We start from the raw sequence: 15,048 nt of genomic DNA, 5'->3' as shown, positions 1-15,048 counted from the left end.
GTATCGATAAAACGTTTTCAGCGGTAGTTTCTAATAATGATAAAGACAAAAAAATCTGTTTATAGGCAAATATATAAGCCTGTTATTGCCCTATGTATTTGTGCCAGCAGTGTCTCGGCTTCTGCCGCTATTATAAGTGATAATAGTGAGCGCCGTATCCAAATCCGCCATGGCAGTAGCGCTACTGATAGCACTTCTAACGCCTATATCACGCCTGCTAGAAATTATGGCAGTCAAAGCAATAGTTATAGTGGCGGCGCGACAATATTAAGCGAGGGCAGGAGTGGGTCAAATAGCTTAGGCGGCGATAGTATGCAAGGGCTCATTCAGCAAAAACAGCGCGAATTTAATTTTGATAGTGGTTTGTCGATAGAAGAGAGCAAACGCGTCATTACCAATAAAGTTACGCCACGTTATAACACCACTTATAACACTGGTAATAATAACTTCGGAAATAGTAATTATAACGATTTTACCAGTATGGATTTTAATACTTGGCTAAATAGTAATAGCTACCGCGCCGGACAAGTGGCCAATTATCAGCGCTATTTAAGCTCACGAGTGGGGGCACAAAACGTCCCGCCCTTATCACAGCTGCTAACGACTGCCCGTAGTTGGGATAAATGCGGCTATGAGCCTTATCAGCTACCGCCGCAGGAGCTATGGGCGAATATTGTGCCGACCTTGCAGCTTTATAGTCAGCTCAAAAACCAAGGTATCTTGCCTGCCAATACCGAGATACGTTCAGTCTATCGCAGTCCTGGGTTAAATGGCTGTGCAGGCGGGGCAAACGCCAGTAAGCACATGACCGCAGGCGCGATGGATATTTGGGTGCCAGAATATGAAAGTAGCCCATGGCAGCTGAGTCGTATGCAAGACAGCTTATGTGAGTTTTGGCAATATCAGGGTCAATCGCACAACTTTGGCCTAGGATTATACTCTACTGGTGCGATTCATTTAGATACTGATGGTTATCGTAAATGGGGCTTTAATCATGCCAGTAGCAGCTCTGCTTGCCGCTATTAAAATCTTTCTCTTCAATTAAAAAAAGCTCAGCCAGTCAATATTACTGGCTGAGCTTTTTTTTAGTTGGTTTTTTATAGATAATTGATTATCAATAAAGGTATATCAATGCTCAATCGATATTCTTAAACGCCTATAAAAAACATGCTATCAGGCTTATTATTTTTTCTTAGACGTCTTCTCATCCCAAGGGTTCACCTCACCAACGGTAACGATTAAAAAGTCGTCAGGTTTTAAGGTGTCGCGCAGGGTTTGGTTGACCTCTGACAGTTTGACCTGTTCGATACGACTGACATAATTGGTCAGGTAGCTGTTGGGTAGCTGATAAAAATTCATCATGCCAAGTAGACTATTGATTCCTGCGTTACTGGCGAAACCCATCGGGAAGCTGTTTTTTAAATTATCCGTGGTCAATCTCATCTCATCGCTGGTGATACCTTTATCTAACGTCTCATTAATCACCGCCAAGCTGGCATCAATCGCCGCGCGCGCTTTATCATTACGAGTCGAAAAACCAATCTGATAAGGTCCGCGCGCCAGCATCGGGTTCATAGAGCCTGAAATGCCATAGGTATAACCAAGGTTTTGCCTGACTTCGGTCATCAAGCGCGCGTTAAAATCGCCACCTGCTAGCACTTCATTACCGACGGCAAAGTTGGTTTGCTTTTGCTGCGCTTGGGGGTCAGTCGCGCGCTTATCGCCCAATTGACCCATTAATACCGTGGTTTGACTACTAGGAAACGGAATATGAATGTGCTGAGATTGGGTTAATGGTTTTGGTTCGGGCAGGGTAGCCGCCGCTTGACCAATCGATAAGTCAGCCGTTATTTCTTCAGCCAAATTTTTCGCTTGTGCCAAAGTCAAATTACCGGTCATGGCAAGCGACGCATTGGCGGCGACTAGATAGCGGTTTTTAAAGTCGATTAACTGTTGTCTTTTAATATTAGGAACCGTTTCAAGCGTGCCAACCGATGGATGAGCGTAAGGATGGTCGCCATAGAGTGCCTTGCTAAAGGCAATGCTAGCAAGACTGCCTGGGTCTTGTTTTTGCTGCTGTAAACCGACCAGTAAGCGTGCTTTATTACGGGCTAATATTTGCTCATCAAAGCTTGGTTCAGTAAGCATTTGCGTCATTAAGTCAACGGCAGGCAGTAGATGTTTATCATCAGATAAGCTACGCAACGAGACAATAAACATGTCTTTATAAGCGCCACTGCTTAGATTGATACCCAAGGTTTCGACCGCCCGCGTGAACGCGTTTTCATCTAAGCGTTTGGAGCCTTGTTCAAGCATCGTTGCGGTCATATTGGCAATACCAAAGCCTGATTTACTGATACTGCCATCACGTGCGCTACCGGCGTTAAAGCGCAAATCAATATCGACGATGGGTAAGGTAGTCGTCGGCACAAAAAGCACAGGAATACCGGCTTTGGTCTTAAAGGTTTGAATCTTTGGAACAGTGACTTCTAAAGGTTTGGCATTATCAAGGCTACTAAGCTTAGCTAAAGCGGCAATAGGCGCGCTAGTATCGACTGCGGCAGCCGGCGTGCGAGCATCTTCGCCACCTGCCATATCTGCCTGAGCGATAGTAGTTAAGGTCATCATCCCAAAGAATATACCTGCACTCAGATAAGGAAGCTGCTTAACATTAGATGAGAATTTGGTTTTCTTAAGAAAAGGTATTTGAGTCATGTCTTTCTTCTTATTAATAAGGTCATAAGTATTGGTTTTTTGCTAAGATAATTAGATAACATATTGATATTATTTATCTTTACTTACCGCTTCTTTAGTAGCATTATTTTTACTAACGGTATCTTTGCTCATCTTACCTTGGCTAGCTTTATCTTTATTGGCAGTTTCTTTAGGCGGGATGATGTGCATCACCGTTAAATTGTCTTTGACCAAATACTTTTTACTTGCCGCTTGGATATCCGCAATCGTTACGCTATCAAGCTTGGTTGGCAATTTGGCCAGTAACCTATCATCAAGACCGATAGATTGCAGTGAGCCAATCATACGCGCCTGACCTTCCATGCTGTCCTGTGCATACACCAAACCGGTGACAGTATTGGTTTTGGCGCGCTCGATTTCATCGGCAGCAATCGGGTCGGTCGATAGCTTATTAATCTCATTAATGATGGCTTGTTGTGCTTGCGCTAAGCTGACGCCTTCGCGCGGGGTTGCTTGTATCAAAAACAGTCCATCGCCGCGATCAAGCAAATCGTAAGACGTACCAACTGTGGTGAGTAGACCTTGCTCGCGTACCAGTCTGCTCTCTAAACGTGCTGATAGACCACCATCCAATACATCTTGGGCAAGTGATAGCGCATAGGCTTGTTTTTCATTATTAGCACCAGCGCTCACCAGACTGGGTACGTTATAACCCATTAATAAAACTGGCACTTGCACCGCTTGCTCGGATTCTACTTGCTGATAACCGCGAAAGCCCTTTTGAGTGACCGCAGGACGCTTGGGTAGCGCGCTTGGTTTTAGCGCCCCAAAGTAGCGTTTAACCTGCGCCAATACTTCGGTTGGTTCGACATCACCGACGATAACCAACGTCGCATTATTGGGCGCGTACCATATTTTATACCAGTCTTTTAAATCGTTAAGAGTAATCGACTCAAGCTCGCTCATGGGTCCAATGACCGATTCACCTTTCGGGCTGTTCGGCAAGGCCAGCAAGCGAAATGACTCATAAGCTTTGGCAAGGGGGTTGTCATCCGTACGCTGACGACGCTCTTCCATCACCACTTGATGCTCTTTGGCAAACGCTTTGTCATCAAATATTAAGTTTTTCATGCGATCCGCTTCTAGCTCTAAAGCTAACGGCAAACGATTGGCAGGGAATAGCTCGTAATAGCCAGTATAGTCGTAACTGGTAAAGGCATTATTAACGCCGCCAAATTTAGCAATCAAACGCTCATAATCGTCGCTTGATACATCAGTGGTGCCTTTAAACATCATATGCTCTAGCACATGAGAGATGCCGCCTTTATCAAGTGGCTCATCTGCTGACCCGACGCGATACCAAATCTGGGTCATAACCACAGGCGCGCGGTGGTCTTCTTTGACCACTATCTTTAGACCGTTTGCGAGCTTATATTCATGGCGACCAGACATATCCATGGTCAACGCTGAAGATTGCTCAGCATCTTTAAGCGTTTGGTTTTTATTTATCACATCTGTAGTTGTAGTATTTTTATTTGTAGCAACTCCACTCGCCGAAGAAATCGCGCTGGTTTGGCAAGCCGCAAGGGTAGTGGCCATAGCTAGAGCGCAGGCAAGGCGTAGAGAGTGAGCAGATGATGGTAAAGACAGTGATGAAGGCAGTGACAATGACATGATAGGTTCTACTTATATAAAAAGGCAGCTGATAAGTAACTGATTTATAGAATGAGAAGAGCGTATGTTAATGCGTCTAGTAATATACATATTTATAATGAGCATAAAGCCGTTATAACGACTTATGCGCCCCAACCATGACGCTAGCGGTCGGCTTAAATTCTTGTGTGGTGCTACAGCCTGTTGACGATAATGCAATGGTAGCGAGAAGCACGGCGGCGCCCATCTGGGTCATTTTTTTATAGTTATTCGATAGTGATAACATAGGTCATTTCCAATATAAGTGGTTGAGTAAATTAAAAAATACAACGGTTTAGCGCTCGCTAAGAGTAGGCGAAGTTTGGCCTATCAAAGGTCAGATTTTTGTGTCCAAACCTTAAGCGAAACTTGCTTAGACCAGCGTATGGTTTACAGTATGATTGCTAGCATAATTTTTAGTCTTGTTTAAAGCAGTATGTTTGGCACGGTTTTTGGCATGGCTGTTTGTTATGGATTACCACGTTTTTACAATTTGACAGCGCTCTACAATGCTAAAGGCTAAGCACCACTTGAATTATGCTAAACTAGGCTAAAAATAATCACCCGTTAAATAATAAAAAGCGGGCGGCATAGTCATTTTAAAACAATCACTTTAAAAACAGTTACTTTAAAACAAATTACTGATAATGATAACTTTTAGGGCAAGCTTATGAATAATCCCAATAATAGCAATCGTGTGGTCATCAACCTTGACGGTGGTCTTGATGATTTGGATGACGATGATATTACCTTACCCAGTCTGCCAGCGCAAACGGTGCCCATCGTCGATGCGTCAGACAGTGTTGCAAGCAGTAATACAGAAAAGAGTGATGCAGAAAAGAGTAATACAGCAGATATGGCATTAGGTACGCCCATCGTTGAGATAGAAAAACAAAGTTCTTCTGAAAACACTTTGGAAGCTACTGCGAATACCAATACAAATGCTATTTCATCGCAGTCTACAACTACCATTCCTACCATGCCTTTGCAAGATCATCTGGGCGATAGACCAAGCGCTACATCTGCCACTGGTGATACCAGTGCCATAAATAAAGCACAAACCGAAATACAGCAGCTATCAGCCGCGCCAGAAGAGTCACAAGAGTCACAAGAGTCACAAGAGTCAAAACAGACTGAGGAAAATAAGAAAAAAGGCGGCTGGTTTAATCGCATGAAAACGGGACTGAGTAAGTCACGTAAAAATCTTGCCGAAGGTATGGTCAGTATTCTTATCGGTGGTAAAGAGATTGATGATGAGCTATTAGAAGAGGTTGAAGACCAGCTGTTGGTGGCTGATATCGGTGTCAATGCAACCAATCGTATTATCAAAAGTCTCACTGAGCAAACCGCTCGTGGCGATTTGATTTATGCCCATTCATTATATAAAGCCTTACAAACTGAGCTGGTCGATATTTTAACGCCAAAAGTTGCGCCACTCGTTATTGATACCAGTAAAAAGCCCTTTGTTATCTTGGTAGTGGGCGTGAATGGTGTTGGTAAAACCACGACTATTGGTAAACTTGCTAAGCGTCTACAAGGTGAAGGTAAATCCGTTATGTTGGCAGCTGGCGATACGTTCCGTGCGGCGGCGACTGAACAGCTACAAATCTGGGGTGAGCGCAATAATATTCCAGTCGTTGCCCAAGGTCATGGCTCTGACAGCGCCTCTGTTATCTTTGATGCTATGCAGTCTGCGAAAGCAAAAAATATCGACGTATTAATTGCTGATACGGCTGGGCGCTTGCAAAATAAAACCCACCTGATGGCGGAGCTTGAAAAAGTCGTACGCGTGATGCGTAAAGCCGATCCAAGCGCGCCGCATGAAGGCATGATTGTCCTCGACGCTGGCACGGGTCAAAATGCGATTAACCAAGTGGAATTGTTTAACAAAGTCGTGCCATTAACCGGCATTACTATTACTAAATTAGACGGTACTGCAAAAGGGGGTGTGGTGTTCAATATCGCTGAAACCTCGGATGTGCCGATTCGTTATATTGGGGTCGGTGAGTCGATTGATGATTTGCGTACCTTTAGTCCAAAACAGTTTGTCGCAGCGCTATTTGAGACTGACGATAAAGAGTAGCGCTTGGTAGTTTTTTCAATGAATAAATAAGCGTTAAAAATATGAGTGTTTAGAGGGAAGAATTATGATAGTCACCATCGCAGCTGTTGAGTCGCACCAGTTAGCACTGATTGCCAGTGTGCATAGTAGCCCTAAGCTGGTCGAAGTCAATTGGCTGCAGGTGGGCGATTCTTGGCACAGCTCAAAATCCATTCCTAAACTTAAAAAGCATTATGGGCTTGTCGATCAAGATTTTACCTTTATCGCTCAAAACAGCCTAAGCAAAGACGTGCCTGCTCAAGCGCTACTTATAGAAGCGATAGCGCAATTAATCACGTATTTTGAGGGTAAGCGTCAAGTATTTGATTTGCCATTAGATATAAGCTTAGGCACTGAGTTTCAACAACAGGTATGGCGGGCGTTACAAGGCATCAAGCATGGTGAAACGATTAGCTATGCCACACTGGCGCAGCACGTAGGTAATCCTAAAGGCTTTCGTGCGGTTGCTAATGCCAATGGTAAAAACCCTTTTAGTATCATCATTCCTTGTCACCGAGTAATTGCCAGCGATGGTAAGCTGGGTGGTTATACAGGCGGCTTAGACAAGAAAGCGTATTTGTTAGCGCTGGAAGGGGTGAGCTACAAAACTTAGCATGGAAAAAGTGCTCATCACCCGCGCTTAAACACTAAAAAAGGCGAAACATATTTAATGTTTCGCCTTTTTATTAATAATCAATAAGGTGTTGATAAATGGTGGTATTGGTTAGAAACTATTGCTCGAACTATTGCTCAAGCTGCGCCATAACCTCATCTGAAAAAGTCACATTACTATAAACTTCTTGCACATCGTCAATATCTTCTAACATATCAATCATCTTGATGACTTTTTCGGCATCTTCTACGTTGTCTATCTCAGCGCTGGTAGATGGCGACATAGTCACTTCAGCATTGTCAGAGACCAGACCTGCCGCATTGAGCGCATCTTTGACTTGACCGAAACTTTCCCATTCGGTGATGACCAGTAGTGACTCGCCGTCGTTTTCGATATCAAGTGCCCCAGCGTCTAAGGCCGTTAGCATAACTTCTTCTTCTAAGCTGATATCGTTAAAGGTGATTTCGCCGCGCTTGGTAAATAGATAAGCCACTGAGCCTGAGGTACCAAGGTTGCCTTCGTTTTTGGTAAAAGCATGACGCACTTCACTGACCGTACGATTCAGGTTATCAGTCAAGGTTTCGACCAATACTGCGACGCCGCCGACACCATAGCCTTCGTAGCTGACCTCATCCATATTATCATTGTCATCGCCGCCTGTACCACGAGCAACCGCGCGATTGATGGTATCTCGTGTCATATTGACTGACAGTGCTTTTTCGATAACGGCACGCAAGCGCGGGTTTTTATCAGGGTCGGGGTCACCTTGCTTGGCAGCAGAAACAATTTCACGAATAATTTTGGTAAAGACTTTACCTTTTACCGCATCCTGACGGGCTTTACGGTGTTTGATATTTGCCCATTTTGAATGGCCTGCCATATGACATCCTTAAGTTTTACGTGTTATTTATAGTGCGGATAAAAAAGTTGTTAGGACTATACATCAGTAACAACTTTTTATACCTGATGAGGTATTCTTATTATATGATTGTGCTGTTAAGGCAGTGTAATAGACCTATCAGCCAGTTAACGATTTGTATGTCGTTTGGTGCGCTTTTTTGCTACACTGCTATTTTCTATATTTTGACCCATCATCAATTCTGACGATGACGGTCGAGAGCAACAATATTTGCAATATTATAAACCACTTTAGCGCATTTTGACCAACCTTAGCTTGTCCATGCCAGCCTAAAACGTTCGGTTCTATATAACCATTGATCTTGTGACTTTATTGACTCTATGAAGCAACCAACTGCCGAAGCTATTACTCATTTGCGTAACCGCATTCATATTATTATCGAAGGCACGGATACCCGTTTGGGTAAGCTGTTTGATATCGTATTGCTGATTGCGATTTTGGCCAGTGTCGGCGTAGTGATGCTAGATAGTGTGCTGTACATGCGTTTGCAATATGGCACCATATTTCGCTATGCAGAATGGTTTTTTACCATTTTGTTTACTATTGAATACATCTTAAGGCTATTTTCAGCGCCCAATCGCTTTCGTTATACCTTTAGCTTCTTTGGGATAGTGGATTTATTATCGGTATTGCCAAGCTATTTAAGCTTAATATTTGGTGGTGTACAGTATTTGCTCGTGATTCGCATACTACGTATCTTGCGTATATTTCGCGTGCTCAAGCTCAACACTTATATGCAGCAAGCGGGTTTTCTTGCCTCAGCACTTAAAACCAGCCAGCAGAAAATCACGGTATTTTTCTTATCCTTGGTATTGCTGGTGACTATTTTTGGCTCGGTCGTTTATGTAGTAGAAGGACCGGAAAATGGTTTTACCAGTATCCCAATCTCTATTTATTGGGCGGTAGTAACGGTTACCACCACTGGCTATGGCGATATGTCACCAAAAACGCCCATCGGACAAGCAATTGCATCTATGGTCATGATTACCGGTTATGCGATTATTGCCGTACCGACGGGTATCTTTACCGCTGAGCTGGCACGTAATATGCGTCCACAGCTCAATCCTATTGCCTGTCCAAACTGCGGAAAATTCGGCCACGCCGTAGGAGCAGATTTCTGCGATCGCTGCGGTCATGCCCTGCATGTTTAGTGTTTATTAACGCGATTTATATGGCTTTTTAAAATTATCGGGCTTCTAAGTACTAATAGTCTATATATTCAGCAACCAGTGGCGATAAATCTATCACCACATCCAGATTGACCAAATTCCAATACTGACCCGAAATCGTACGGTCAAGCATCATCGTCGTCGCTGATGGCTGAAACTGACCAAAATACTTTAAAGAAGTACGCATTTGGGCGATGGCTTCGTGATGGGTCTGGCTGCTACCGAAATCAAATGCACCTTCTTGATAAGGTTTTACGGATAAAGGCTTAAGGCCAATCTCTAGCCATTTCTGATAAAACTCACCCGGCACAACTTTCTCGTCATCACGGCGAATGTCTAGGGCGATTAAATCTTGCTCAAGCGCGGTCACGTCACCCTTTAAAGCATGCTTGGCAAAACGGCGAAATAATTGTACTTCGCTATGGCTATAACTGCGAATTCCGCCAAAATCATAAGCGACCACACTGCCATCGGTGCGAAAAGCAAAGTTGCCAGGGTGTGGGTCACAGTGCATGCGGTATAAACCAAATAGTTGCCCTGCGCTAAAATGGAACAGGCGCTCAGCAATTTTTTGCTTGATAGCATTATCCCACGTCGCGGCGACCGTGAGCGTTTCACCCATCTCTTCGGTTAAGGTCAAAATCCGTCTAGATGAATGACTACCAATCACTTTAGGAATAATAAGACCGTCGTCTTCTGCATGAAACGCACCAAATACTTGGAGGTTGTGCGCCTCTTTAATATAGTCGAGCTCATCGTGCAAGCTTTGGCGAATCTCGTGAAATAACTGCTCTTGTAATTGTTTACTCATATTGAGCACGCCGGCGATTTTTAGCGCCATGCGTACTTGCTTCAGGTCGCTATCACAGTTCTCATCGACATCAGGGTATTGAACCTTTACCACCACCCTTTGTCCAGATGGCAAAACGGCTCTATGCACTTGCCCGATTGAGGCGGCGGCAAAGGGTGCTTCTTCAAATTCAGTAAATAACTCAGCAACTGGTGCGTTAAGCTCACGTTCAACTTGAGCACGTATCTGCGCATACGGCATCGGCGGTGCATCTTTTTGCAGCTTCTCTAAAGCCGTTGCAACTTCCGGCGGAAAAACATCTTTATATTGCGAGGCAATTTGACCCACTTTCATCACCGCGCCTTTCATTTCGCCAAGCGTTTCAGCTATCTGAACACCGACATCTTGCATCAGCTCTGAGCGCGCTTGTAGACGTTTTTCTTCGTCACTTGAGAGATGCTTTAATGAGTTTTTTGCGGCTTTGCCGGCAATACTGGCGGTCATGCCAGCGAGTTTCATAAAGCGTTTTCCGGACGATTTTGCCATTCATGTCACCATATAGTGGGTTTATTTACTAAGCCCTAATGTTATTATTTTAAGCAAAGGATTGCTGTTTGACTAGTGTGCCAAAAAATGTGCCAAAAGCAACAGTATGCGTATCTTAATGCTGCTTATAAGTTATATATTGTCGCTTATGACTTAACAGTATGACGGTTTTTTATTGGCTAATAAATAGGGTTTCAATAACAAGCATCAAGTGATAAATCATTAGCTGTCTAACTTCAAATCATAAGTATGAGTCAGCCAATAATCTAATGCCATCTGATAGCCTAAATGCCCCAAGCCGCAAATAACGCCGACGGCTATATCACTAAAATAAGAATGCTGCCGGAACGATTCACGGGCGTGAACATTGGACAAATGCACTTCTATAAAGGGTTTTTGTGTCGCCGATAATGCATCCCGTATCGCAACCGAAGTATGAGTAAAGGCAGCAGGATTGATAATAATCGCATCTACTTGCGCTGCTGACTCTGCTAACAGACCATAATATTGAATCTCATCGACAAGCTTGCCTTCATGGTTTGATTGAATGCAAATCAGCTCAATGCCATATTTGGCTGCCCGTGCGACCAAATTTTTCTCAATATCAGCAAGGGTTGTATGACCATAAATCTCAGGCTCACGTTTACCCAATAAATTTAAATTAACGCCATTGATAAGCAACAGCTTATGCGTTTTGGCGTTTGCACTTATATTGTTTGAACTTATGTCATTTGAACTTATAAGAGTTTCTTGATTAGAGGTTTTGTCGGTCACTGTTGACTGAGAAGGTGTGGTCATAATAGTCTCTATCTTTATAAAGTGGTATTTTATTTATAAGTATTGTTATCGCTATGGGTCAATAGTAGGGCCGTATAAGATAACTTTGCTGTAAGGTTTTAAGAGTAAAGTTATCCGAAGAATAAAACTAGCCGAATAGATAAGCGCTTATCCTTTTATCATAACAGCTTGGCAGCCATGTAATAAAAAATAACATGAAAAATTATCCTAGGGGTTAAAAATCGTGTTAAAAGTCTTTATGTTGCTAAAAACCCGTGCTATGATATTTTTTACGCAACAAATATTACCTATTTGTTGCTAATGTCAGTTAGGTTAATTATTAAAGTGCATAAAGCAATTTTGATATGAACCTACATTGACTATGGTAATTTTACTATAGGCTGCATCATAAAGAGGGTAATAACACGCTTTATGTGCAGATGATGGTATGTAGAGTAGTACTCTTACATTTTGATTTCATAATCTTAAACCCCGTTTATATGCAATGTCGCAAAGGAATTTGGGGTTAAGTGACTTTTTAGGAAGTAATATTATGTCAGCTCGTGAGCAAGGTATCGTTAAGTGGTTTAATGACTCAAAAGGCTTTGGTTTCATTCAACGTGATAGCGGCGAAGATATTTTTGTCCATTTCCGCGCAATCCAAGGTGATGGTTATCGCTCTCTAAAAGATGGCGAAAAGGTTGAGTTCAGTGTGGTAGAAGGCGATAAAGGCCTGCAAGCTGAAGAAGTCAGAAAAGTAGAAGAGTAATCGCTACAGTGATTAGCGCCGTTCAGCTATAATGTCTGTACAAACTACTGATATACTACTGAGTCAAGCCCGTCTTGTCTTACCTATGTTGAGTTGAACGCAGCATATTTGGTAAGTTTAGGCGTTGGGCTTGGCTTTTTTATGCTTATGAGTTTTATAATTTATCTGATTAGAGATTACGGACTGGGCTTTTTTAAGTAGTAGCTCTTAATCACAATGTTTCCTATTCACAACAGATAGTCGTATTATAAAACCAACGCTTATCATGAGCTTTTATTTATTAATAATAGACAAGCGATTCACACACAAGGATATTTTTTTGAGTACTTTTAAGACGTTTACGGATTTGCCGTTATCAAACCCTACTTTACGTGCCGTGAGTGATTTAGGTTTTACTGAATTGACGCCCATTCAAGCACAGATATTACCGCATACATTGGCAAATCAAGACGCCATTGGACAGGCGCAAACGGGTACTGGCAAGACGGCAACGTTTTTACTGACCATTATGGAAGCGTTATTAAAACGTCCTTTTGCTGCCGATGAAGAACGTTATTTAGGTGAGCCACGTGCCGTTGTTATGGCGCCAACCCGTGAGCTTGCCCAGCAGATATTTGACGACTGCATTGCCCTGACCAAATACACCTCGCTACACAGCGTGTGTATCATGGGTGGCACCAATTATGAAACCCAGCAGCATGAGCTTGAGCGCCAATATGTGGATATCTTAATTGCCACTCCAGGTCGTTTGATTGACCTAATGCACAAAGGCATGGTCTATCTAGATCGCGTTGAAGTATTGGTATTAGATGAAGCGGATCGTATGCTCGATATGGGTTTTATCCCTGATATCAAGCGTTTGGTTGGTCGTATGCCGCCAAATACTGATCGTCAAAGCTTGTTGTTTTCTGCCACCTTTAACCAAGATGTGATGAATCTCGCTTACCGCTGGTTGCATGAGCCAGAGTTTGTAGAGATTGAGCCTGAGCATAAGACCAGCGAATTGGTCGATCAGCATTTTTACTTATTAACCGAAGATCAAAAACTAGCAGCGGTCGAACGTATCATCACTGATAGCACAGTCGAGAAGGTGATTATTTTTGCCAACCGTAAAGATCAGGTTAAGCGCTTGTATCATAAGCTGCGTCAGGGACATAGAATCGTCATGTTATCAGGCGATGTGATTCAGCAAAAGCGCGAAAAATATCTGCAACGCTTTAAAGATGGTCATGCTTCTGTGTTGGTCGCAACCGATGTGGCAGGACGCGGTATTCATGTTGATGATGTCAGCCATGTGATTAATTATACCTTGCCGGATCAGCCAGATGATTACGTACACCGTATCGGACGTACTGGACGCGCGGGCCAAACCGGTATCAGTATTAGCTTCGTCAGCGAAGATGATGCCTTTAATATCCCAGCATTAGAGAAGCATTTAGATACCAAGTTTAGCCTTGAGCAGTGGCAGCCTTAATAGAATTTTTTGAATTAAGTTCTAAAGTATTTAAACAGCAAAAAGCCCTTAATGCATGATTAAGGGCTTTTTTATACGTCTGTTTTTAGATGCCATCAATTTAAAGGAATATTAAACAGCAATTAGTTAGTGATGATGTTCCATATCTGCTGAGTCATCATTCATATTGTGCATACTATGGTCCATCTGACTCATATCGTGGTCGGTGGTATTACCTGTGTCATTCATCATGGTATGCTCACCATGCTCCATGTTCACGCTATGACCACCGCCATGGTCACCATGCATACTGGACATAGCGATAGGCACGAAAACGACGGCTAACCCCGATAAAACCATGATAGCGCCATTAATTTGCCTTAAACGTAGGCGTCCAATTTTCTCACGTAGCCAACCAACCGTTTCATGGGTGGCAACCAACATCGGCACTGTCCCCAAACCAAAGACAAACATCAATGCCGCACCGCCCAATGGGTTATGAGCAACGACGGCAATGAGTAGCGCACCGTAGACCAAACCACAAGGTAAGAACCCCCATAATAACCCTGCCGCTAAAGCACGCGGGAAGGTATTAAGTGGAAATACTTTTTGGCGTAGCGGACTCAGATACTGCCAAAAACGCATGCCGACACGCTCAAGCTTGGTTAAAAATGGTGCACCAAGCATCGTGACACCAACAAATACCAATACCAAGCCCAATAAGATACGAGGCGTACTATTGCCTTTCATTAATGGCTCTAAAACAGTGGTACCCACAAGTCCGGCGACCAAGCCTAAAAATGCGTAACTGCTTAAACGCCCGAAGTGGTAGGTGGCTATCAAAGCGCGGCGCTTAGCAGGGCTGACATCTTTCATCGATAGACTAAATGCTGCTACTAGCCCGCCACACATGCCTAAGCAATGTGGTGAACCAAAAAATCCCATTAGTAATGCCGCAACAAGTAAAGCTGTGGTCATGGGGAGTCTCTCCTAAAAATAGTAAAGCGTGAGCCTATTTTTATCATTTATCTAAAAAAATGATAAAAGCAGTCACGTATAAATGAGATATGGAAGGCTATATGTTTGAATTTTATTGATAGCTATTTGCTTTGTTAAGACGATATCGGCAAAAGGTGAATCAGTAGTACTCAATCGTCGGCTTTGTTGGAGTCTGCCGTGTCATCAGCTTGCGGTATATCGTCACTAGGCGTATGAGCTTGAATCGTTTGCCGACGTTCTTGACGATCATCCAAGATAATACGCTGTGACGCATTATCTAAGTCCTCAAACTGGTTTGATTTGACCGCATAGCGTATTGCCCAGATGGCGACCACGAACAGCATTAAACTTAAAGGAATTAATAAAAATATACTGAGCATGGCAAACCTCTTCAATAGCAGTTTCTTATATTATACACTTATTGCAATTGTTATAGATGTTCTATAAATACTAAAAGTGAGACAGTGGATAATGGGGCAATAATAGTCGTCTGATGATACTAATCTAATAATACTAATCTAATGAT

General features: G+C 43.0%; 14 protein-coding genes. 6 read left to right on the top strand and 8 right to left on the bottom strand.

Features of this window, described 5'->3' with window-relative positions:
* Positions 1-36 precede the first annotated feature (36 nt).
* Positions 37-1,026, top strand: coding sequence for a D-Ala-D-Ala carboxypeptidase family metallohydrolase (locus tag PG901_RS11590; protein WP_201619333.1), 990 nt, complete (start codon positions 37-39; stop codon positions 1,024-1,026).
* Between the two features lie 156 nt (positions 1,027-1,182).
* Here PG901_RS11590 and PG901_RS11585 read toward each other — a convergent pair whose 3' ends face one another.
* The 3 genes from PG901_RS11585 to PG901_RS11575 form a co-directional block, all read right to left on the bottom strand.
* A complete protein-coding gene (locus tag PG901_RS11585; protein ID WP_271134488.1) occupies positions 1,183-2,715 on the bottom strand; it encodes a M16 family metallopeptidase in 1,533 nt (510 codons plus the stop codon).
* Between the two features lie 69 nt (positions 2,716-2,784).
* Positions 2,785-4,293 carry a M16 family metallopeptidase gene (locus PG901_RS11580; RefSeq protein ID WP_271134487.1) on the bottom strand — a complete coding sequence of 503 codons (1,509 nt, stop codon included), beginning with the start codon at positions 4,291-4,293 and terminating at the stop codon, positions 2,785-2,787.
* Positions 4,294-4,480: 187 nt separating this feature from the next.
* The gene (locus PG901_RS11575) at positions 4,481-4,633 is read right to left on the bottom strand and encodes a hypothetical protein (RefSeq protein ID WP_201565270.1); all 153 of its coding nucleotides are present in this window, start codon (positions 4,631-4,633) and stop codon (positions 4,481-4,483) included.
* 924 nt (positions 4,634-5,557) lie between these two features.
* On the opposite strand from PG901_RS11575, the gene ftsY reads away from it, so the two are divergent.
* Both ftsY and PG901_RS11565 read left to right on the top strand, forming a co-directional pair.
* Positions 5,558-6,469, top strand: coding sequence for a signal recognition particle-docking protein FtsY (gene ftsY, locus PG901_RS13665; RefSeq protein ID WP_333780711.1), 912 nt, complete (start codon positions 5,558-5,560; stop codon positions 6,467-6,469).
* Positions 6,470-6,533: 64 nt separating this feature from the next.
* Entirely contained in the window at positions 6,534-7,100 is a 567-nt protein-coding gene (locus tag PG901_RS11565) for a methylated-DNA--[protein]-cysteine S-methyltransferase (protein WP_271134485.1), read from the top strand.
* A 130-nt stretch (positions 7,101-7,230) separates the two neighbouring features.
* On the opposite strand, the gene PG901_RS11560 is transcribed toward PG901_RS11565, so the two are convergent.
* Entirely contained in the window at positions 7,231-7,980 is a 750-nt protein-coding gene (locus PG901_RS11560; protein ID WP_201565272.1) for a YebC/PmpR family DNA-binding transcriptional regulator, read from the bottom strand.
* Between the two features lie 359 nt (positions 7,981-8,339).
* Here PG901_RS11560 and PG901_RS11555 point away from each other — a divergent pair, with 359 nt between their 5' ends.
* The gene (locus tag PG901_RS11555; protein WP_201565273.1) at positions 8,340-9,170 is read left to right on the top strand and encodes an ion transporter; all 831 of its coding nucleotides are present in this window, start codon (positions 8,340-8,342) and stop codon (positions 9,168-9,170) included.
* A 52-nt stretch (positions 9,171-9,222) separates the two neighbouring features.
* On the opposite strand, the gene PG901_RS11550 is transcribed toward PG901_RS11555, so the two are convergent.
* Positions 9,223-10,524 carry an ABC1 kinase family protein gene (locus PG901_RS11550; protein WP_271134484.1) on the bottom strand — a complete coding sequence of 434 codons (1,302 nt, stop codon included), beginning with the start codon at positions 10,522-10,524 and terminating at the stop codon, positions 9,223-9,225.
* Between the two features lie 222 nt (positions 10,525-10,746).
* On the bottom strand, positions 10,747-11,322 hold the full coding sequence (gene aroQ / locus PG901_RS11545; protein ID WP_271134483.1) for a type II 3-dehydroquinate dehydratase: 576 nt from the start codon (positions 11,320-11,322) through the stop codon (positions 10,747-10,749).
* A 532-nt stretch (positions 11,323-11,854) separates the two neighbouring features.
* On the opposite strand from aroQ, the gene PG901_RS11540 reads away from it, so the two are divergent.
* Both PG901_RS11540 and PG901_RS11535 read left to right on the top strand, forming a co-directional pair.
* Positions 11,855-12,070 carry a cold-shock protein gene (locus PG901_RS11540; protein WP_011513806.1) on the top strand — a complete coding sequence of 72 codons (216 nt, stop codon included), beginning with the start codon at positions 11,855-11,857 and terminating at the stop codon, positions 12,068-12,070.
* A gap of 265 nt (positions 12,071-12,335) precedes the next feature.
* Positions 12,336-13,544 carry a DEAD/DEAH box helicase gene (locus PG901_RS11535; RefSeq protein WP_442966904.1) on the top strand — a complete coding sequence of 403 codons (1,209 nt, stop codon included), beginning with the start codon at positions 12,336-12,338 and terminating at the stop codon, positions 13,542-13,544.
* 126 nt (positions 13,545-13,670) lie between these two features.
* On the opposite strand, the gene PG901_RS11530 is transcribed toward PG901_RS11535, so the two are convergent.
* Together PG901_RS11530 and ccoS are read right to left on the bottom strand one after the other, a co-directional pair.
* Entirely contained in the window at positions 13,671-14,501 is an 831-nt protein-coding gene (locus PG901_RS11530) for a sulfite exporter TauE/SafE family protein (protein WP_271134482.1), read from the bottom strand.
* Between the two features lie 170 nt (positions 14,502-14,671).
* Positions 14,672-14,902 (bottom strand): cbb3-type cytochrome oxidase assembly protein CcoS, encoded by a 231-nt coding sequence (gene ccoS / locus PG901_RS11525; RefSeq protein ID WP_201565277.1) that lies wholly within the window; start codon positions 14,900-14,902, stop codon positions 14,672-14,674.
* Positions 14,903-15,048: the final 146 nt, after the last annotated feature.

The organism is Psychrobacter sp. ANT_H3, from assembly GCF_027919975.1.
Classification (GTDB): domain Bacteria; phylum Pseudomonadota; class Gammaproteobacteria; order Pseudomonadales; family Moraxellaceae; genus Psychrobacter; species Psychrobacter maritimus.
Note: the sequence above shows the minus strand (reverse complement) of the source record. Positions and strands in the feature narration are given on the sequence as shown.

Coding starts and splice junctions, on each gene's coding strand:
- PG901_RS11590 (WP_201619333.1), top strand. CDS start 37: ATGATAAAGACAAAAAAATCTGTTTATAGGCAAATATATAAGCCTGTT.
- PG901_RS11585 (WP_271134488.1), bottom strand. CDS start 2,715: ATGACTCAAATACCTTTTCTTAAGAAAACCAAATTCTCATCTAATGTT.
- PG901_RS11580 (WP_271134487.1), bottom strand. CDS start 4,293: ATGGCCACTACCCTTGCGGCTTGCCAAACCAGCGCGATTTCTTCGGCG.
- PG901_RS11575 (WP_201565270.1), bottom strand. CDS start 4,633: ATGTTATCACTATCGAATAACTATAAAAAAATGACCCAGATGGGCGCC.
- ftsY (WP_333780711.1), top strand. CDS start 5,558: ATGAAAACGGGACTGAGTAAGTCACGTAAAAATCTTGCCGAAGGTATG.
- PG901_RS11565 (WP_271134485.1), top strand. CDS start 6,534: ATGATAGTCACCATCGCAGCTGTTGAGTCGCACCAGTTAGCACTGATT.
- PG901_RS11560 (WP_201565272.1), bottom strand. CDS start 7,980: ATGGCAGGCCATTCAAAATGGGCAAATATCAAACACCGTAAAGCCCGT.
- PG901_RS11555 (WP_201565273.1), top strand. CDS start 8,340: ATGAAGCAACCAACTGCCGAAGCTATTACTCATTTGCGTAACCGCATT.
- PG901_RS11550 (WP_271134484.1), bottom strand. CDS start 10,524: ATGGCAAAATCGTCCGGAAAACGCTTTATGAAACTCGCTGGCATGACC.
- aroQ (WP_271134483.1), bottom strand. CDS start 11,322: ATGACCACACCTTCTCAGTCAACAGTGACCGACAAAACCTCTAATCAA.
- PG901_RS11540 (WP_011513806.1), top strand. CDS start 11,855: ATGTCAGCTCGTGAGCAAGGTATCGTTAAGTGGTTTAATGACTCAAAA.
- PG901_RS11535 (WP_442966904.1), top strand. CDS start 12,336: ATGAGCTTTTATTTATTAATAATAGACAAGCGATTCACACACAAGGAT.
- PG901_RS11530 (WP_271134482.1), bottom strand. CDS start 14,501: ATGACCACAGCTTTACTTGTTGCGGCATTACTAATGGGATTTTTTGGT.
- ccoS (WP_201565277.1), bottom strand. CDS start 14,902: ATGCTCAGTATATTTTTATTAATTCCTTTAAGTTTAATGCTGTTCGTG.